At 35.9% G+C, this 19,805-nt stretch carries 19 protein-coding genes and 1 pseudogene; 13 read left to right on the forward strand and 7 right to left on the reverse strand.

Annotated features, from left to right (window positions below; translation table 11 throughout):
• Positions 1 to 16 precede the first annotated feature (16 nt).
• From argS to gpmI, 6 genes are read right to left on the reverse strand one after another with little or no spacing between them, the layout of a single operon-like run.
• Complete coding sequence (argS, locus tag CVT15_RS07310) at positions 17 to 1,600, reverse strand: arginine--tRNA ligase (protein ID WP_103576407.1); 1,584 nt, start codon at positions 1,598 to 1,600, stop codon at positions 17 to 19.
• Between the two features lie 9 nt (positions 1,601 to 1,609).
• A complete protein-coding gene (gene tatA / locus CVT15_RS07315; protein ID WP_021091616.1) occupies positions 1,610 to 1,831 on the reverse strand; it encodes a twin-arginine translocase TatA/TatE family subunit in 222 nt (73 codons plus the stop codon).
• A 50-nt stretch (positions 1,832 to 1,881) separates the two neighbouring features.
• Complete coding sequence (gene gmk, locus CVT15_RS07320; RefSeq protein ID WP_084041149.1) at positions 1,882 to 2,493, reverse strand: guanylate kinase; 612 nt, start codon at positions 2,491 to 2,493, stop codon at positions 1,882 to 1,884.
• The gene (locus CVT15_RS07325) at positions 2,494 to 3,936 is read right to left on the reverse strand and encodes a Highly acidic protein (RefSeq protein ID WP_103576408.1); all 1,443 of its coding nucleotides are present in this window, start codon (positions 3,934 to 3,936) and stop codon (positions 2,494 to 2,496) included.
• 57 nt (positions 3,937 to 3,993) lie between these two features.
• Positions 3,994 to 4,755: a flagellar biosynthetic protein FliR gene (gene fliR / locus CVT15_RS07330; RefSeq protein ID WP_103576409.1), complete on the reverse strand. Its 762-nt coding sequence runs from the start codon at positions 4,753 to 4,755 to the stop codon at positions 3,994 to 3,996.
• A 4-nt stretch (positions 4,756 to 4,759) separates the two neighbouring features.
• Positions 4,760 to 6,223, reverse strand: a complete 1,464-nt coding sequence (gpmI, locus tag CVT15_RS07335; RefSeq protein WP_107898043.1) for a 2,3-bisphosphoglycerate-independent phosphoglycerate mutase — start codon at positions 6,221 to 6,223, stop codon at positions 4,760 to 4,762.
• A 79-nt stretch (positions 6,224 to 6,302) separates the two neighbouring features.
• Here gpmI and mraY point away from each other — a divergent pair, with 79 nt between their 5' ends.
• The 9 genes and pseudogenes from mraY (at position 6,303) to CVT15_RS07380 (ending at position 15,021) form a co-directional block, all read left to right on the forward strand.
• Complete coding sequence (mraY, locus tag CVT15_RS07340) at positions 6,303 to 7,367, forward strand: phospho-N-acetylmuramoyl-pentapeptide-transferase (RefSeq protein ID WP_103576642.1); 1,065 nt, start codon at positions 6,303 to 6,305, stop codon at positions 7,365 to 7,367.
• 8 nt (positions 7,368 to 7,375) lie between these two features.
• Entirely contained in the window at positions 7,376 to 8,593 is a 1,218-nt protein-coding gene (murD, locus tag CVT15_RS07345; RefSeq protein ID WP_103576641.1) for a UDP-N-acetylmuramoyl-L-alanine--D-glutamate ligase, read from the forward strand.
• Between the two features lie 126 nt (positions 8,594 to 8,719).
• Positions 8,720 to 12,280: a glycoside hydrolase family 19 protein gene (locus tag CVT15_RS07350; protein ID WP_107898042.1), complete on the forward strand. Its 3,561-nt coding sequence runs from the start codon at positions 8,720 to 8,722 to the stop codon at positions 12,278 to 12,280.
• 11 nt (positions 12,281 to 12,291) lie between these two features.
• A complete protein-coding gene (locus CVT15_RS07355) occupies positions 12,292 to 13,092 on the forward strand; it encodes a hypothetical protein (protein ID WP_084041576.1) in 801 nt (266 codons plus the stop codon).
• A gap of 128 nt (positions 13,093 to 13,220) precedes the next feature.
• Positions 13,221 to 13,574: a DUF5675 family protein gene (locus CVT15_RS07360; RefSeq protein WP_107898041.1), complete on the forward strand. Its 354-nt coding sequence runs from the start codon at positions 13,221 to 13,223 to the stop codon at positions 13,572 to 13,574.
• Between the two features lie 29 nt (positions 13,575 to 13,603).
• A pseudogene (locus CVT15_RS07365) lies at positions 13,604 to 13,837 on the forward strand (DUF5675 family protein); the annotation flags it as partial.
• A 19-nt stretch (positions 13,838 to 13,856) separates the two neighbouring features.
• Positions 13,857 to 14,120, forward strand: a complete 264-nt coding sequence (locus CVT15_RS07370) for a hypothetical protein (RefSeq protein WP_141089731.1) — start codon at positions 13,857 to 13,859, stop codon at positions 14,118 to 14,120.
• Positions 14,121 to 14,139: 19 nt separating this feature from the next.
• Positions 14,140 to 14,475, forward strand: a complete 336-nt coding sequence (locus CVT15_RS07375) for a hypothetical protein (protein ID WP_103576324.1) — start codon at positions 14,140 to 14,142, stop codon at positions 14,473 to 14,475.
• A 204-nt stretch (positions 14,476 to 14,679) separates the two neighbouring features.
• Positions 14,680 to 15,021, forward strand: a complete 342-nt coding sequence (locus CVT15_RS07380) for a hypothetical protein (protein ID WP_103576325.1) — start codon at positions 14,680 to 14,682, stop codon at positions 15,019 to 15,021.
• Between the two features lie 71 nt (positions 15,022 to 15,092).
• On the opposite strand, the gene CVT15_RS07385 is transcribed toward CVT15_RS07380, so the two are convergent.
• On the reverse strand, positions 15,093 to 16,124 hold the full coding sequence (locus tag CVT15_RS07385; RefSeq protein ID WP_103576326.1) for a 3'-5' exonuclease: 1,032 nt from the start codon (positions 16,122 to 16,124) through the stop codon (positions 15,093 to 15,095).
• 63 nt (positions 16,125 to 16,187) lie between these two features.
• Between CVT15_RS07385 and waaC the strand changes: the two genes are divergently transcribed.
• Genes waaC through rfaQ form a run of 4 tightly spaced genes read left to right on the forward strand, consistent with a single transcriptional unit; the run spans position 16,188 to position 19,804 of the window.
• Complete coding sequence (gene waaC / locus CVT15_RS07390; RefSeq protein ID WP_103576327.1) at positions 16,188 to 17,162, forward strand: lipopolysaccharide heptosyltransferase I; 975 nt, start codon at positions 16,188 to 16,190, stop codon at positions 17,160 to 17,162.
• The gene (locus tag CVT15_RS07395) at positions 17,155 to 18,048 is read left to right on the forward strand and encodes a lipid A biosynthesis lauroyl acyltransferase (RefSeq protein ID WP_103576328.1); all 894 of its coding nucleotides are present in this window, start codon (positions 17,155 to 17,157) and stop codon (positions 18,046 to 18,048) included. Before waaC ends, CVT15_RS07395 begins: the two co-directional genes overlap by 8 nt.
• Positions 18,042 to 18,746, forward strand: coding sequence for a glycosyltransferase family 2 protein (locus CVT15_RS07400; protein WP_103576329.1), 705 nt, complete (start codon positions 18,042 to 18,044; stop codon positions 18,744 to 18,746). The genes CVT15_RS07395 and CVT15_RS07400 overlap by 7 nt, the downstream gene beginning before the upstream one ends.
• On the forward strand, positions 18,743 to 19,804 hold the full coding sequence (rfaQ, locus tag CVT15_RS07405; RefSeq protein WP_103576330.1) for a putative lipopolysaccharide heptosyltransferase III: 1,062 nt from the start codon (positions 18,743 to 18,745) through the stop codon (positions 19,802 to 19,804). Before CVT15_RS07400 ends, rfaQ begins: the two co-directional genes overlap by 4 nt.
• Position 19,805 lies beyond the last annotated feature (1 nt).

Raw genomic sequence — 19,805 nt, forward strand, 5'->3', positions numbered from 1 at the left:
AAAAATTTTAACTCTCCTACATCTTATCTTTAGCTGTGATTCCCATTATGTTAAATGCTGTTTTTATCGAGATAGCGACAACTGCAAAAACTTTTAGCAAGCTATCTTCGTTTTCATTTCCAACCACACGGTTTTCATTATAAAATTTATGAAAACTAGCAGCTAGTGACTTCAAATAGTCTGGGATCTTTTGAAGCTGCCTTGAGATAAAAGCATCCTCTAAAATTTCAGGTAAGATTAGCGCTTCAAAAAGTAAATTTTTAGCATTTTCGTCTAGGTATTCGAAGTTTGCATTGATTACATCTTGAACATTTTTCCCAGCCTTTGCGAAGATTTGATTTATCCTAGCGTGAGCGTAGTTTATGTAAAAGATAGGATTTGAGCTATCCTCTTTTTTAAGCTCATCCACATCAAATTCCAAACTACTCGTATTTGCCTTGCTTATAAAGATAAATCTAAGCGCCTCAGCGCCGATCTCACTTACAATATCGCTCATTAGCACAGCATTACCAGCACGCTTGCTCATCTTGTATGGCTTGCCATCTTTTAGCAGACTAACCATCTGCATAAGTATCACTTCAAGCTTATTTTCATCGTATCCAAGGAAATTTATCGCAGCCTTAAGCCTTGCGATATATCCGTGATGGTCAGCACCCCAAATGTTTATATAGTGATCAAAATTTTTCTCAAATTTCGCGTTGTGATAGATGATATCGCCGGCTAGATATGTTGGCCTGCCGTCATTTCTAACCACAACCCTATCGTTATCGTCGCCAAGTGTGGTCGAAGCGATATAGGTTGCGCCATCTTTTTCATACATTTGATTTGAGCGTTTTAGTTTGTTTATAGTTGGCTCTAGGCCGTCATAAAGAGCCTTTTCGCTAGCCCAGCTCTCTATAAATATCCCAACGTCAGCCAAGTCTTTTTTGATGATCTCAAGCACGATATCCTTGCCAAACTCGGCAAGCTCGAGGTTTCTACTCTCATCATAAAAAATTTCCTTGCCAAATTTCTCATTTGCAAGTTTGGCAATATATAAAATATAATCGCCTCGGTAGTATTTCTCTGGATAGACGACGCTTTCGTTAAAAAGCTGCTCTTTTGCCGCAAGCGATATCGAAGTGCCAAGTAGATCGATTTGATTACCTGCATCGTTTATATAGTATTCTGTCGAGATAGCGTAGCCAAGTCTTTTACCAAGTCTTGCCAAAGTATCGCCATAAACTGCGCCTCTAACGTGTCCGATGTGAAGTGGTCCAGTTGGATTTGCACTGATATATTCTATTAAATAGCTATCTTTTTTCACATCTTCTTTTGCAAAATTTTCGCTGTCTAGCAAAATTTGCTTTGAAATTTCATCTAAAAACTCGCTTTTTAGCTTAAAATTTAAGTAGCCATTTACTGCACTAGCTTCAACTATTTTGCTATCACTAAATTTATCAGCAAACTCGCTAGCTATCATGGCTGGAGACTTCCTTAACTCCTTTGCAAGGCTAAAAAGTGGCGTAGCATAGTGGGCTAAATTTTTATCTTTTGGCTTTTCAAGCACAAATTCACGCTCTAAAACCTTTGAAATTTCAGCTTTTATTTTATTTTTCAACTCTAAAACCTATGCGTTTTTAGTTGTTTCTTCTATCTTTTGACTATCGGCATTCTCTTCTTTATGCTCGACTTTCTCACTTTTTTCAGGGGTTGTATCCTCCATCTCAGCCTTAAAAGTCTTTATACCTTTGCCTAGTCCTTTTGCAAGTTCTGGGATCTTCTTTGCTCCAAAAAGTAAAACAATAATCGCTAAAACAACTAGCCAGTGACCAATACTAAAAGAACCCATTTTTTCTCCTCAATAAATTTTTAAAAATGTTATCATAAATTCCTGAATTTCTAGCAATCTATCCACTCATCAATAACGCGTCTTAAGTCTATTTTCGTGCTTTTTAGCCTCATCGCTCTAAGAATTGATTTTAGGCCTTTATAACTCTTTTCAATGTCATCATTTACCAAAAAATAATCATATTCTAAGATGTGCTCCATCTCGCCAACCGCGTTCATTAGGCGATTTTCTATCGTTTCGTCGCTATCAGTTCCGCGGTTTTTCAAGCGTTTTTTAAGCTCTTTTTTATTTGCAGTTGTTATAAAAACCGAAGTTATGTAGCTTTTAAATTTTTCAAGTGCGATATGAAAGCCTTGCACATCGATATCAAATATCACTATCTTTCCAGCCTCAAGTGCTGCTAAAACAGGCTTTAGACTCGTGCCATAATAGTTTTTATGCACCTGTGCCCATTCTAAAAATTCACCCTTTTCTATGCCGCTTTTAAATTCATCTTCTTTTATAAAATAGTAATCCACTCCATCGACTTCGCCTTCTCTTTTTGCCCTTGTTGTGCTTGAAATAGAAAAATAAAGATCCTTCTCTTCCTTTAAAAGACGGCCCAAAAGAGTACTTTTCCCACTTCCGCTAGGCCCAGAAACTACTAAAATTTGTCCTTGCAACTACTTTTCCTCAAAACTTATATTTATCTTTATGTTCATATCTTTTAGCACATCTCTTAGCGAGCTTTCATTTAACGACTCATGGACGTGTTTTGTGATCTTTTTAGTTAGCTCTTCTTTATAGTCAGCATCGATTTTTGTTTCATCGTATAAGCTAGTTTGTGGCGCATTATTTAATCCAAATGCTGCTTGCATCGTATTTTCATCTATTTCTTCAATAGATGCTACATCAAAATTTGGGCTACCTAACGTCTCTTCTTTAAGGTTCTCTTCCTCAAACACCTCATCTACCATGCCTAGATCTTCTTGAGCAAGGACTTCTTCAGAAATTTCTTCATGATCTTCTTTAGTTGGCTCTTTTTCGGGGTCTATATCTTCGCCCAAAGAAATTTCCTCTGCTTCTTTAGTAGATTCTTCATCTATATCTTCCTCTAAATTTTGACTAGCTTCATCTATCAAATTTGCCTCATTACTTTCAGGCCCAAAATTTTCATCACTATCAAAATCAGTCTCTAGCTCATCAAAATTTTCGCTATCTTCGCTAGCTTCTTCGTTTAGCTCTTTATCCAAAGACTCGATCTCGCTGAGCTCTTTTTTACTTTGACTTATATCATCTACAAAATCTTCATTAAGCTCGGCAGTTTCTAAATTTTGAGAATTTTGCTCGACCATTTTATCAAGCTCGTTTTTAGCCTCTTCATCTGCCAAGTCGCTCTCACCCATATCATCTATCTCATCTACAAGCGAACTAAGCTCATCAAAGTCATCGCTATGCTCTTCTTTTGTCATAGGCGGCTCATTGTTTTGCTCTAATGATTTATCTATATCTTCTGAATCAGCCATATATTTGCTAGCTATGTCATTTATCATATCATCATCTATAAGTTCAGTATCTGTTTCATCAAAACTAATATCTTTATCCTTTAAATCCTCGGCCTCTAGTTCACTTAGCTCCTCTTTTAAAAACTCATCGTCTAAAGCCTCATTATCAAAATTCTCTGCTTCATCATCTTCTTTTGCTAAATTTTCAAGACCCATGTCAATTTCTGGAAGCTCAAAATTTTCTAAATCATCAAAGTTTTTATTGCTTTCGTCAAAGTCATTAAAATTTGCAGACTCATCTAGTCCAAGTTCAAGTTCTTTATCATTGTCAGTATCTTTGTTTTGTTCAAACAAACTAATAAATTCTGTTGGTAAAAAGGGCTTTTCAAGCATAACATCAGCAAAATCTGGCTTTTCACCGCCTCTAGGTGCTAGATACATTATCTTTTGATTTAAATTAACATCGCTGCTATCCATATCACTATCGATGATAATATAATCAAATTGATCTCCAACACTATTAACATCGTCAAATTCGCTATATTCTATGCCTAGCTTATTTAAACTTAACGTTATAAGGCGAGAAACTGCGGGGTTTTTGTTTACAAGTGCAACTTTCATGATCCCTCCTTGAAGAGCTTGAGGCTGTATTCTATGATAAATTTCATTGCTATTTACTTAAAAAAATAGTGCTGGCATATCGTTTAAAATCTGCACCATCATATCAGTTATGATTTTTATAATGCCAGCTAAAATAGCTATCAAAACCGAAAAGCCGATACTTACCTTAATAGGATAACCAACGACTAATAGGTTAAATTGTGGCATAGTTTTCATAAGCATGCCAAAAATAGCATCTGAAAGTATAGAAAGCGCGATAATAGGAAAAGCCAAAACAAATCCAAACATAAAAAGATTACCAAAGAGCTTTAGGGCGTAGCTCATCACACCGCTTCTTGGATAAAAATCTCCAAGCGGTATAGCAGAAAGTGAAGTGGAATAAAACTGTAATATCAAATGATGCCCATCAAGCATTAAAAATGCAAGAAGTGCGATGAAATTTAGAATATTTGCGATCACTGGCGAATTTGTACCAGTTTGCGGATCAAGCACTGAAGCCATCGAAAAACCCATAATCATAGATATCTGCTCGCCAGCCATTTGAAGTATGGCAAAAACGATATTTAGCAAAAGTCCAGCGCAAAGTCCGAGTATGGCCTCACTTAAAATTTCCATGATCAAAAAATTTATAGCATGCTCATGGGTGTGTGAGAGCGGAAAAAGCACAATACAAAGGGCAAAAACTAGCAAAGTTTTTACGCTAAGCGGGATTTGATTGTGAGAAAAAAATGGAAAAAATACAATAAGCCCACTAAGACGTGCAAAAAGGAGCATGAAGGTTATGACTTTATCAGCTCCAAAAAACTCGACTAGTTCCATTATTTTATATTAACGCCTCGTCCATCTCAGCTGGAATTTCAAGCCCCATGATCTTTAAAACACTAGGGGCGATATTGTTTAGACCGCCATTTTTTACTTTTTTTACGCCATCAGCCATCACAAAACAAAAGACATCATAAGTCGTGTGGTTTGTCAGTAGCTCACCGCTGCTATCGCGCATCTCTTCGCAGTTTCCGTGATCGCTCGTGATGATCATCGCGTAGTTTTTCTCTTTTGCTTTAGCGTAAATTTCTCCAAGAGCCCTATCTACCGCCCCTACCGCTTTGATCGCAGCCTCATAGTTGCCAGTGTGCCCTACCATATCGCCATTTGCGAAATTTACCACGATGAAGTCTTGTTCATCATCCATACCCTTTAGCACGGCTTTGCAAACCTCTGCAGCGCTCATCTCTGGCTTTTCGTCATAGGTCTTTACCTTTGGACTAGGGATTAGTACCCTCGTTTCATTGCTAGCTAACTCCTCGACGCCGCCATTAAAGAAAAATGTTACGTGGGCGTATTTTTCAGTCTCAGCCGTGTGAAGCTGCCTTAGACCAGCTGCTGCTATGACCTCGCTTAGGGTATTTTTTATCTTTTCATTTTTAAATAGCACTTCAAAATTAAAATTTGCGTCGTATTCGGTCATGGTGATTAGATTTTTGATAGCAAAAGGTCGCTCAAACTCGCTAAATTTCTCCTCGCCTAGAGCCTGGCAAATCTCTCTTGCTCTATCATTTCTAAAATTTATAAAGATCACGCCGTCATCTTTGCCTATGCCACTAAAGCCATTAAAGCTTGCTGGCTTTACAAACTCATCTGTCACGCCCTCATCGTAGTTTTTTTGTAGATACTCACTTGGCGTTAAGCTGCTTAAATTTGCTCCATTTACCAAGCTATCATAGGCCTCTTTTACGCGTTCCCAGCGTTTATCTCTATCCATCGCGTAAAATCTTCCACAAAGGGTCGCTACCTTAAATTTAGCTTCCAAGCTTTTTATGAAATTTAGACCGCTATTTGGACTAACGTCGCGTCCGTCGGTGATAGCGTGAGCAAAAACTTCGCAACCATTTTTGCTGGCAAGCTCGCACATACCATCAAAATGCTCCATATGTGAGTGCACGCCGCCGTCGCTATAAAGCCCTATGATATGAATCTTTTTGCACTTTTTAAAAAGAGCTTTTAGGGCTTCATTTTCTGCTATCGAGCCATCAGCGAAGCTGCGTGAAATTTTGACCAAATTTTGATACAAAACTCGCCCACTTCCTATACACATATGCCCTACTTCGCTGTTTCCCATCTGCCCTTCAGGTAGTCCCACAGCGTTTCCAGATGTCTTTATGAGCGAGTTTGGAATTTCTTTAAAAAATTTCTCGTAATTTGGCTTTTTAGCCGCCTCAAATGCGTTAAATTTACCGCTTTTATTAAATCCAATACCATCAGTTATTATTAAAATAGTTTTTTGACTCATTTTGAAAATTTATCCTTAATTTTAGATAATTTTTAAGGCCATTATACTAAAATTGCTTTTTTTAAAAATAAAGGCTCTCATGTTTTACTATATCTATGAAATTTTAAATTTTAATATCTTTCAATACATCACCGTCCGTGCTGGTATCGCTTTTTTCATCGCTTTTGCACTCACAGCTTATTTGATGCCCAAATTTATCACTTGGGCAAAGGCAAAAAACGCCGCCCAGCCTATCTACGAGCTTGCCCCACAAACTCACCAAAAAAAGGCCAAAACGCCGACCATGGGCGGACTTGTCTTTGTTTCTACAGCCGTGATCGCCACGATAATTTGTGCAAGGCTTGATAACGCATTTGTCTTAACATCGCTATTTTGCCTAGTTTGCTTTACGCTGCTTGGCTACAAGGACGATTACAGTAAAATTTTAGGAGCAAAAAACCACGCCGGCCTAAGCCCAAAAGCAAAGCTTTTTTTTCAGTTTTTAATAGCCTTTGTAATTTCTGTTTTTTTATATGCGAGTCACGAGCTTAGCACCGAGTTTTATCTACCTTTTTTTAAGCAACCTATTTTAGATTTAAAAATTTTTGCCGTTTTCTTTTGGACACTGGTCATAGTCGCAGCATCAAATGCCGTAAATTTAACAGACGGGCTTGACGGGCTAGCTACTGTGCCATCTATATTTTCGCTTCTGACACTTGGCGTTTTTGCTTATATCTGCGGACACGCTGTCTTTAGCTCATATTTACTCTTGCCAAAGATCATAGGCGTTGGCGAAAGCGTTGTTGTCTCTTCAGCCCTAATTGGCTCACTCATGGGCTTTTTATGGTTTAACTGCCATCCAGCCGAAGTCTTTATGGGCGATAGCGGTAGCTTAAGCGTGGGAGCATATATCGGTTTTATGGGCGTTGCGACCAAAAATGAAATCTTACTCATAATCATTGGCCTCATCTTTGTGGTTGAGACCCTAAGCGTCATCTTACAAGTGGGAAGCTTTAAAATTTTCAAACGCAGAATTTTTCTCATGGCGCCTATACATCACCATTTTGAGATAAAAGGCTGGGCGGAAAATAAGATCATCGTTCGCTTTTGGATCATCGCACTTTTAGCAAACCTAATCGCACTAACTGCGCTAAAGATCAGATAAGGAAAGCCATGAGAAAATCGCTATTTGGCTACGGTGGCACGATAAAGGCGATCGCAAAGAATTTCACAAAAGACGGTCTTTGGGATATCTATGATGATAAATTTAGTGAAATTTCAAAAGATGAGTTTGGCAACACTCTTTTGCCAGTTAGCGAATTTGACCCAGCAAAAAGCGGCCTAGAGATACCAAGCCCAGGTATTCCGCCTCATCACGAGCTTATTAAAAAAGCTAAGAATTTAGTTAGCGAATATGACTATTTTTATGAAATTTATAAAGAAAATCTGCCATTTAATATCTGGATAAGTGGCACAAACGGCAAGACTACGACCACAAAGATGACGCAGCACCTACTAGAGAGCAAGGGCTCAGTCATGGGCGGTAACGTTGGTATCGCGTTAGCAAATTTAGATCCGCACGCTAAAATTTGGATACTTGAGACTAGCTCATTTACTCTTCACTACACAAATCACGCCACACCGGGCATCTATGTGCTTTTGCCGATCACTCCAGATCATCTAAGCTGGCATGGCAACATGAGCGAGTACGAAAAGGCTAAGTTAAAGCCACTTGCTAACATGAGCGAAAGTAGCGTGGCGATAGTGCCTGAAATTTACGCCAATACGCCAACAAATGCAAAAGTAATCGCTTACAAAGATGAGAGCGATCTGGCTAAATTTTGCGGTGTAAGCGTAGATGATATAAATTTTAAAACGCCATTTTTGCTTGATGCGCTGCTAGCACTGGCAGTAGAGAAAATTTTATTTGACCGCTGCGACGTGGAGCTTTTAAATACCTTTGTCATCGAGGCAAACAAGCTTGAAGAATTTAGCGACAAAAATGGCAGAATCTGGGTCAATGACACAAAAGCGACCAATATCGACGCGAGTATACAGGCCGTTAAACGCTACAAAGATCATTTCATACATCTAATACTTGGTGGCGATGATAAGGGTGTTGACATGACGCCACTTTTTGAAGGCTTAAAGAGTTTAAGAGTAAAAATTTACGCCATTGGCTCAAATAGTGACAAACTCATGAAATTAGCGACTAAATTTGGCATACCAGCTTTGAAATGCGGCTTTTTGCAAAATGCTGTCAATGAGATAAATAAAGAGCTAAAGACTAGCGAGATAGCACTTCTAAGCCCGGCAGCTGCGAGCCTTGATCAGTTTAGGAGTTATGCCGAGCGAGGCGATAAATTTAAAGAGTTTATAAAGGCACTTTAAATTTACAAGCCATTTTAAGTAGCCTTATCAAACAATAAAAACACATAAATTTTTACTATAAAGTTTTATTGTTGAATACTTTTTAAGTTTGTGCTAATATTTAGCAAAAATTTCCAAGGAAGTTTAATGCCTCTAACGCCCAGAAATGATGTAAATTTTAAAAGAAATTTAATAGATATTATAAAATTTTCATATGACAATGACATAAGCAGACCATTTATATCTAACAACAAACTACTTATTGGATATGGCTTTAGCCTAAAAGATGATATAGAACTTATTTGTGCTCAAATTTATAAAAACAACAAATACAAAGTCATAAAAGATGTCAAGCAAACTATTGCTAACACCACGAGTAAGACTACCATAGAAAAGATAGATACAGATGAACTTTTTAAAAAGATAAATGATGCCGCAAAAGAGGCTTATGCAAAGTCTGGAGGTGCCGATACTTTACCTGAGTTTGAATTTAGTTCAGAAGATCAGCTAAATGCCATCTTGGAGCAAAAGCTTACGCCGCTAATCCAAGAGATAAATCAAAAATTAAACAACTCTCCACTTAAAAATTTACAAGCCGTTTCACTTACTTCAGATACACAAAATAACCAAATTTCAAGAGAGCATGTCGCGCTTTTAGCACTTCTTTATATCAGCAAGAAAAGTAATATTGATCCATCACTAGCAAGCTACATCAAAAGCAAAAATCGTTTTAAGGCCTGGTTTTGGCTAGCATATGAAAGCTTTGGTGATGAAGCAAGCAATAAAACATCTATTTTGCGAGAAAAAATTTCAAATCAGTTTGGCCTTTATGAAAGTGATGAACAAAATGTTAATTTTGCCGAGTGTATAGATGTTTTTAGCCATTTAAATATATCCAAAGCAAAATATAAATCAAAAAATCAAAACAATAAAGAGATCATCCAAAACGTCACTCATTTAGAATTTATGAAGCTTCAAGAAAATGGATCAAATTTAAATGCATCAGATGCATCAAAATGTGAGGCTTTATTTCAGCCATTTGTTACAAAGATAAATTCTTTATTAAGCACTCAAAGCACAAAGACCTTTAGCCTTGAAAACATATACTGCGTAAATTTAATCAGCTCAAATGCTTCAAACACTTCAAGAATAAATAAGCTCTTAAGGCAAAGAGAGGAGGAATTTTACAAACAAGAAAATATACTCTTGCTATGTCCAAGGAAGATGACAACTCCTGTTAGAGTCTTTCAACCTAAAAAGAGCGAATTTACCGTTGTTCTAGCTAGTCAGACTCCATTTGATTGCAGTGAGCTAAATCCAAAGGAGCTAAATTCTAGTAGGCCAAACTACGGCAAGGTAAATTTATGTGAGCTAATACTTACTGACTTTAAATTTGACTCTTATGAAGATAGTAAAAATGAAGAGATAAAATTTAAAAATGCAAAGAGCAAAGATACGGTAATACTCTATCAAGAAAACAAAAATGAAGAAGATAAGATAAATGGTGCTACCTTTACTAGCATAAAGCAAAATAGCGATGATATAGAGTATAAGCTAGAAGATGGCGTTATAAGCATGAAGTACTTTAAAGACCAAACGTCCAACAACAAACACCTAAATTTCTCTTTATTAAATTTCGCCAAAGAGAATAACTTTACCCTAAGGGATGATAAAGACTCAGCTATGTTTGATATAAAGCTTCGTCTAGCTCATGGCAATAATGTAGTGCCTACATCAGCATCAAGTTCAGGTCTTACTCTTACAATAAACAATCTCATCATTGAAAACGAAGATGGTAAGGCAAGTGAAGATATAGATAAGATATATCTTCATCACTGCTTTGATAAAAGTATATATGAGAGTATATCTTTAGTAAAAAATGAAGACTCAGATATCAAGAACTCATATACAGCTACATTTAATATCTCAATAGATAAAGAGAATAAAGGAGATACTAAATTTATACTTTATTCAAGTGATCTAAGTAAAGTTTATAGCACTAAAGATATTCATGCTCACACTGATACAGCTGTAATATCTTTAGGATATCAAGATAAGAGTAACTCTAACTTTTGCTATAGCAATAAGGTCTCGTTAAGAGATATAACAGATCATATAACAAATGTAATCTCTGATAGTGAGTATCCATTTAAGACAAATGAGACAATAAGCTTAAAGGCTATATATAAACAAGAAAAAGGTAGTAAGAGATATAAAGAGATACTTTGGGGATATAAGGTCATAAAAAGCAAAGAGTATGATGAGCTATCCAAATCAAATCCAAAAGATGTAGTAGCCTTAAAGGATCAAAAAGGTAAAGAGATAACATTTAAAATTTCAGATGTTATACAAAAAGATGATCTAGATAAGCTAAAGCAAGGTAGTCATACTATAGTATTTTTTGCATATCTTGAAGGTGATAAGAATAAATTTAAGTTTTATACAAGATATGGCAAAAATCATATAAGAATAGATATAAAGGTACCTTTATATATTAAATTTAAAGATGATAAGCTAGTTATATATGAGTTTGAGCATACCATAAAAGAGAAGGCATTTGATGCTAAATTAAAGCTTAGTGATAATAAAGACGATGCTTTAATAAAAAATGATAATTACTTATATATAAATAAAGATATCTCATCAAATGAGATAAATATCTATGAAGACGACAAGCTAAGCAAAGAGCTAAAAAGTGATGAGAAGACAAATAAGAGCTATCAAATTTATGCAAAAGAAGAGAGCTCTAGTAATAATCAGTCTAATGCAGATACATATGATAAGCTTGGTATAAATTTATTAAGTAAAGAGAATATGGATAAATTTATTAACTCTTTTAATGAATCAAAGAGTTTAACTAGAGTAGATAAAGGTATGTGGGAAGATGGGGATGAGGGGGTAAATGTTTTAATAGAGATTAAAGATTATCCATTTACACTAGATATGCTAAAACAAGTATTTACCAATATAAAAACAAATCAAGAATATATCTTGCAAGAGATGGTGGATGAGCTAAATAGAAGAGATGATGATGACGGAATTCAAATGTATGTAAAATATAAGCTTGATACTAGAAATAGATTAGAGCATTTTTTTGGGCAATGTGCGGTAGAGGTGGAAAGTAGCTTCCCAAAACTGACAGAGAGCTTAGATTATAGCGTGGAAGGTCTTATGGGGTCTAATATTGGCTATTTTAAAAATAATTATGATAGAAGTAAGGATATAGGAAGAATAAAAGACAAAAAAGGAAAAATAATTCAAAAAGCCAATCAAGAAGCCATAGCCAATCTAGGATATGCTGATGAAAATAGACCTAAGGACTTGCGACTTGGCAATACCGAAGAAGGTGACGGCTGGAAATATAGAGGTAGAGGGATAATACAAATAACTGGTAGAGAAATATATACTGAATTTAATAAATTCGCACACAAAGTTAAATTAGTAGGAGATGAAGTAAGCTTTGTGGATAATCCAGAACTGGTAGCTGAAAATAAAACCTTTGCTTTTGTGTCGGCTGCATTTTTCTGGGCTAAAAAAAAGAACATTTACGATAGAGCCGATAAAAGCAAGCCGGAATTAGACAATGAAGAAATAGTAAATAGAGTAACAGATTTAGTAAATGGCGGTGCAAATAAAGAAAGCAGAACAAAAAGAATAAACTCTTATAAACGTATAAGAGAAGCAAATATATTTAAGAAATTTAAATAAAGGGCTGAAGTATGAAATTTAAAACTATTTTATTAATAAATTTACTAATAAACTTAAATTTATATGCTTTTGAAGCTTTAATGCCTAGCCAAGCTACCAATAAAGCGATCGATAATTTTGAACAGATCGAAGACGAATTTTTTACCGGTGATGACTATTTTTCAAACGATTACAGTACTAATACATCTCCTAGTTTTAAGTGTTCTGATGCTAAGGGCAAATATAAATTTAAAGAGTACTCTTTAGAAGACTTTGTTTGTCAGTCCAAATTTCTTGCTTTTAGAGATAACTATTTTGCTGATCTTTATAATCTAATTGTAAAAGAAGCTCCAAATTTAAAAGAAAAAGCTCTAAAGATAGCAAGAGAGAGGATAGCTAAAACTCAAAAAGAGTGTATAGATGGGTATTCAAAATATTTTCAAGTACGGGTTAAATATAATTATAGCGTCGGCAATTCTATTCATTGCACTAGATCTTACTATAGAAACTCCACTGCAAAACTAGCTTTACTTCTTTATAAAAATAATAAAGAGCTATTTAAAAGAATTTACGGCGAAGATTATGAGAAATTTAAAGAGGTCTTTGAAGATACTTTAAAGTATGTGCCGATACTTTACTCTTTTAGAGATCTAAAAGACATAAAAAAAACAGATAAAAAGCCATATGCTGAGTTTTTAAGAAAATATGATGACTATACTGGCGATTATGACAATTATCGTATCCATGATCTAATTTATATAGTGTTAGTCCAATACTCCTTAATAGACAAAAATGGTCATTTGATTTTGCCTGAGAATAGAAAAGAGGAGTAGTATGACTACTTCTTGTAAAGAAAAGATATTAAAGCCAATCTAAGACATTATGATGTCTTGATAAATAAAAATATAGATCAAGCGTAGAATGTAAATATATATGAAGATGACAAGCTAAGCAAAAAAATATGAATAAATTTATTAGCTCTTTTAATGAATCAAAGAGTTTAACTAGAGTAGATAAAGGTATGTGGGAAGATGGGGATGAGGGGGTTGGGGGTTGCGCCATAAATGATAATATAATTTATATTACTAGAAAGTGGGAATATAAAGCATCCAGCCACTCATCTAGCTCTACAATAAGTGAATTTAAAATTAGCGATAGTGATTTAACAGGCTATATATTAGAACCATATGGCGAAAGCACAAAACAGTCTGATCAAGACAAAAGAATACCTACAGAAAAATATAATCTAGTATGGCATGTTTCTACAAAATATTCAAAAGACAAGTACTCCAAAAATAAGCGTGGAAATTTTTAGAAAATGGATTTCCAAAATTATATAATAATGATATTCCTAAAAGTAGAGCCATATTAATACATATTGGTAGCAAAGGGGAGCATTCTGAAGGATGTTTGCTGCCAGGGAGCGATATCGTTGTTGGTGAAATAAATGGAAAGAGATACGTTACAGCTGTTTCTGGCAGTATAAATAAATTCTATCAGCTTATAGAATATATCGAGAGCAATGGAATAGATAACGTTAAAGTTGTGATTGAGGAAAAATATGAAGATTATAAATAAAATAATTTTTTTATGGTTAATGGTGTTTGTGTCGCCAGCTCTTTTTGCAGAGCAAACCGCCGAGAAGTGTTTTAATGGCTTTTTAGATAATAAAGCACATTTTGCCAAACAAGACAAATTTGACGATTTTGATTTTTCTAACATTTTAGCTGACAAGCGTATAAAATTTTTGGGTTATATCGGAGCTGATTATCACAGACTACATATAAATTTTGATAGCATTAAAAAGATATCAAGGTCAAAATATATAGTATCTGGCAACTATAAAATATACAAATTTTAACTACGGTGTTGATGATTTTATGAAAGGCAAAATCAATGCCCAAGGCATAGCTTTAGCGACCTATTTTATAAAAGGCGAAACAGAAAAATTTCAAGCTAAAGGCTGTATGCTAACAAGATGGTACATTGACAACGATGAAAAATTGCTATACGACGATATATCAGAAGATGAGGATTTGTACGCAAATAATTTATTTTGTGGAGAGTGCAAGGTAGGCAAGGTACAAATAAAGCCATGCGCATGGGGTCATTACAGGATACCAAATAGCGACGATCTTGACATAGGGGCTGGGGAATTTAGTCCGAACCCAAAATATCTTGGCAACGGCTGGAGCGACTTTAATAAAGATGAATAAAATTGCAATGAAACACTTTTTAATACTATCTCTAATTTTAGGTTTTCTAAATTTAACAGCCAGTGAAAATTTACCACGCACAACAAGCATAGACAAAATCAAAGTAAGTAAAATTTTACCTACAAGTAATTTATCATCTAAAAAATTAAATATTTCTTAGACGGCGAAAAGGCAAACTTCATAAATTTATCAAGAACACAGATAATGACGCTCGATTTTTGTTGTGGTGGTAGCGGTGAGGTCCAAAGGATAAATGTCAAATTTTTTGATAAAAATTTGACTAAAGATTATATAAATTCCAGCAAAATAAAAGATTTCACTACAAATTCTGGCATCAAACTTGGTGACAAACAAGACCAAATTTTAAAGAAACTAGGTAAACCAAACGATCTACAAGAAGAAAACGCCATTTCTATCGTCACCTACATCACTGAGCAAAATGAAAGCAAACTCTTACAAGAATTTGATATGCCACTCTACTACGAGAAATTCATCTTTTCTAATGGAGTTTTAAAAGAGTATGAATTTGGATTTGAGTACCCGTGATATTCCGCGGATCAGGATATTAATTCCATAGAGTAGCAAAAGATATTTTACGGCCTAAAAGCGTAGAATTTTTACTCTTCGTCCAAATTTATTTCAGGTAGTTTCTCTTCAGCAAAACTCTTATCTTTTTTGGTAGCTGGTGTAACTTCGCTCGCTTTTTTTAAAAGCCCATCAAGCCCTTGTCTTGCCAAACGCTCATTTAGCTGCTCTGGCGTATCTTTCACACCATCAAGATCGCTTAAATCGTCAAATTCTTCATCGTCTTCTTTTTGGATCTTTATCTCGTAATCAAGCTTGCCATTAAGTCTAGCTAGCTCGTCGCTTATCGCAGCGCAAAAGACCTCAGTATATCCTCTGTGAGCGCAGTTTTTGGCTAGAAATTCACTCATCACGTTTAGGTGATTTATATAGTCATCTTGCAAGATATTTGCCTGTAAAAGCTCGAATTTTAAAAAGAGCCAGTAGGTATTAAGCACGTCACTTTCGCAGTACTCGTTGATCTTATCAAGCTCGTCTGCGTAGTAGAGCTCAAGCACCTGATCGCCGTGCACGTCGTATTTGCCAGGTAAATTTAAGCTAGCACAAAGTATATCAAGCTTTAGTCCTCTTACGCTTCCAAAATCGCTTATAAAATCAAGCAGATCAAGATGAAATTTAGGCGAATACCTTGCCCTATAATTTTCCCATTTATTTTTATTTAGCTCTTTGTTTTCGCTCTCGTAATATGCCGCCGCGTTTAGATTGTAGCGCATCGCACGTACCATTAACATCGGTAGGTCAAAGCCACGGCCGTTAAAGCTAACAAGCCTTGGGTTATAATCATTTATAAATTTTAAAAATTTAGCGATGATCTCGCGCTCGTCCTTGCCCTCCATCGTGCTAACCTTTAAAAATTTGCCGTACTCATCAGCCATTACAGCAGAGATCGCCACAACTCTATGAAACATCACAGGCAAAAACTCACTACCACTGGCCTCTTTTTGCAGCATCATCGCTTGTACGCTCACATCTTCATCGCTCCCATCAATACCATAAATTTTTCTTATCAAATTTGCATCAGGTATCGTTTCACAGTCAAAGACGCAGATGTAACTTTTCGCCATTTTAGCCCTTTTTTAAGCATTTTTTTTTAAAATCATACCAAAAATTTATATCTAAAGTGATCAATGCAAAACAAAAATCAACTAAAAATAGTCATCGTCAAACTCTCAGCTCTTGGGGATATCGTGCACGCAGCTATTGTACTTCAGTTTATCAAAAAGCACCACCCAAATGCCCATATCACGTGGCTAGTTGATGCTCGTTTTGCAAGCCTTTTAAAAGATCATCCGCTTATCAACGAGCTAGTCGTTTTACCACTTAAACAAAGTTTTAGACAAAGCTACAAGATACTAAAAACCCTTGGTAAATTTGACAAAGTGATCGATCTGCAAGGACTTTTTAAATCAGCCATCGTCGCAAAAATAATAGGCAAGCAAACTTATGGATTTAGTAGAGAGAGTGTCAAAGAAAAGATCGCAGCTAGGCTTTATAGGCATAAATTTAAAATTGATTACAACGAAAATATAATCATTAGAAATTTGGCACTTGTGGCTTTTGCTCTAAATTTTAGCTTTGAATCAAGTGAAATTTTAGAAAAAGTACCTTGCTTTGAAGCAAGTGAAATTTATAAAAATGAAAGTGGTAAAAAACGCGTTTTAATAGCCGCCTTTGCAAGCGAAGAGAGCAAAATTTATAACAAATTTAAAGACGTGATCAGACTACTTGATGGATGTGAAATTTACCTTTGCTACGGAAGTGAGAGCGAGAAAGTAAGGGCTGAGGCGATCATTTCAGGCACCAAAGCAAAGCTGCTTGAAAAACTAAGTATAAAAGAGATGATAGATTACATCGCAAGCTGTGATTTAGTAATTGGTAACGATAGCGGCTTAACGCACCTTGCTTGGGCGATAAATAGGCCTTCTATCACACTTTTTGGCAACCGTCCAAGCCACAGAAATGCTTACATCACGGATAAAAATTTAGTTATAGATATGGGTAAGCAAATAGATGCCAGAAGTATCGATAAAAACGACTTTTGCATAAGAGAAATTTTTCCAGAAACGGTTGCAAATTTCGCAAAAAGGCTGCTAAATGGATAGACTCTATCTGGCTGGCTTTTATACTTTAAAATTTTTTATATTTTTACTGCCTAGTTCACTTAGAGATTTGCTTGCCAAATTTTTAGCGTTTGCGTTTATGAAACTTAAAAAAAAGAGATTTCATATCGTGATGATAAATTTAAATCTTGCATTTGGTGAGTCAAAAACCAAGGAAGAGAAGCTTGAGATCGCCAAAAAATGCTACTACAACTTTGCAAAATACCTTGGTATAAATTTCATCCTCAATCAAAACACGACAAAGCAAAAAGTGCTTGAAAAAGTTAGCTTTAAAAATGAGCATAATCTGCTTGAAGCGCTTAAGCTTGATCGTCCGATTATCGTGACTACCGCTCATTTTGGGCAGTGGGAGCTTTTTAGCTTAGCAATGTCTGCTCGTTTTGGTGCAGTCTCAGTGCTTGGCAGAAAGCTTGATAGTAGCGTCATGGATAAAATTTTAAGAGCCAACAGAACGCAGTTTGACGTGGAGCTCATTGACAAAGATGGCGGCGCAAAAGATATCTTAAAAGCTCTAAAAGCTAGGCGAATAGTGGGAATTTTAGTCGATCAAAATACCGCTCCAAAAGATGGCATAAAGGTGAAATTTTTTGACAAAGATGTGCTTCACACGCCAGCTGCGAGCGTGCTAGCTCAAAAAACAAACGCCCTAATAATTAATGCATTTATCTATCAAAAAGATGAAAATATAAGTGAAATTTGCTTTTCGCCAGCCATTGATATAAATAAATTTGACAAAGAAGAGGTGGTGCAAAAAGTAACGCAAATGCAGTGTAGCGCGTGCGAAGAGATGGTTAGAGCAAGGCCTGAGGAATACTTTTGGTTTCACCAAAGATTTAAGAGATTTTACGAAAATGAGTATAAATGCTAAGTGTCGTCATCTTAACTTTTAACAGCCAAAAATATCTACAAAAAGTGCTAGAAAGTACAAATTTTGCAGATGAGGTCATCGTGGTTGATAGCGGTTCAAAAGATAGCACAAGGCAAATTTGTGATGGCTTTAGCAACGTGAGATTTCACGAGCAAGCTTGGCTGGGATTTGGCGCACAAAAGCAAAGAGGCGTGGATATAGCCAAAAATGAGTGGGTCTTTGTGCTTGATAGCGATGAGGTGATTACAGACGAGCTTAAAAATGAGATCATTAACACGCTAAAAGAGCCTAAATTTATGGCTTACAACGTTGCTAGGCTAAATTTTTTCTTTGGCAAAGCGATAAAAAACATGGGGCTCTATCCAGACTACACAGTGAGGCTTTTTAACAAAAATTTTGCCAAATTTGATGGCAGAGCTGTGCATGAAAAGGTCATTTTAAATGACGGCTCGCAAAAGCTTGGATCGCTTAAAAATCACTTCTTGCATTACGCATATGAGAGCATCGAGCAGTTTATCGCTAAGCAAAATCGCTACTCAAGTATGGGCGCAAAGAGAAATTTACTAAAGGCGCTTACAAGCCCAGCGTGGACATTTTTTAAGCTTTATGTGCTAAAAGGCGGCTTTAAAGAGGGCTTTACTGGCTACGTCATAGCCAGACTTTACGCTCAGTACACATTTTGGAAATATATAAAATGAAAATACTTGTAATTAAATTTAGAAACATCGGCGACGTGCTTTTAACAACACCGCTCATTGAAAATTTGCACCACTACTACCCAGATGCGACCATCGACTTTGCCCTAAACAAAGGCACAGAAGCGATGATCGAGGGAAATCCTCACATAAATAAAATTCACATTTACGATAGACAAAGTGCAAATTCTGGCTTTTTTAAAAAACTAATTACTGAGATAAAATTTATAAAAGCCATCAAAAAAGAGAAGTACGATATGGCGGTGCAAACAACCACGGGAGACCGCGGCATCATCATCTCAAAATATGCAAAGATCAAAAAAATAGTAGGCTTTCTTGGCAAAAATCAATCAATAAATAAACTTCTAAACGTCAAAGCAAAATACTATGAAAATTTTTCACATACGATCGATCATAATCTAAACGCTTTAAGGGCTTTGGGATTTGAACCAATTAGCAAAAAGGTGAGTGTATTTTCGGACGAGAGTGTGGAGCATCTAAATTTACCAAAACGCTTTGTACATATGCATCTTACAAGCCGCTGGATGTTTAAATGCGCAAATGATGAGAGCATGTCAGAGCTCATTGACTACTGCGAAAATGAGCTTGGGGTAAAGGTCGTGCTAACAAGCGACAATAAAGAAAATGAGCTAGAAAAGCTAGTAAGCGTACTAAAAATTTGCAAGAGTGAGCCTATAAATTTAGGCGGTAAGCTAAATTTGAAACAAACGATCGCCCTATCAAAGTGCTCAAGCCTTTTTATCGGAGTGGATACAGCTATAATGCACATCGCTGCGGCAAATGACGTGCCTGTGATCGCTTTTTTTGGTCCAAGCAATGCTTTTGAGTGGGGGCCTTGGGATAACTCACTCATGGAAAATGGCTACACAGCGCAAAATGGCATCCAAAGTATGGGCAAACACATCGTCTATCAAAAAGACTGGGACTTTGTACCTTGTGACAAAGAAGGTATAGCAAAGCATGGTGTAGAAAAAACGTTGATGGATTTTAGCGACGAAATGCCAAAAATAAAAGCCAAAATAAAAGAAATTTTAGGATAGG

Origin of the sequence: Campylobacter concisus (genome assembly GCF_003048595.2) — a bacterium.
In the GTDB taxonomy this organism is placed as follows: domain Bacteria; phylum Campylobacterota; class Campylobacteria; order Campylobacterales; family Campylobacteraceae; genus Campylobacter_A; species Campylobacter_A concisus_L.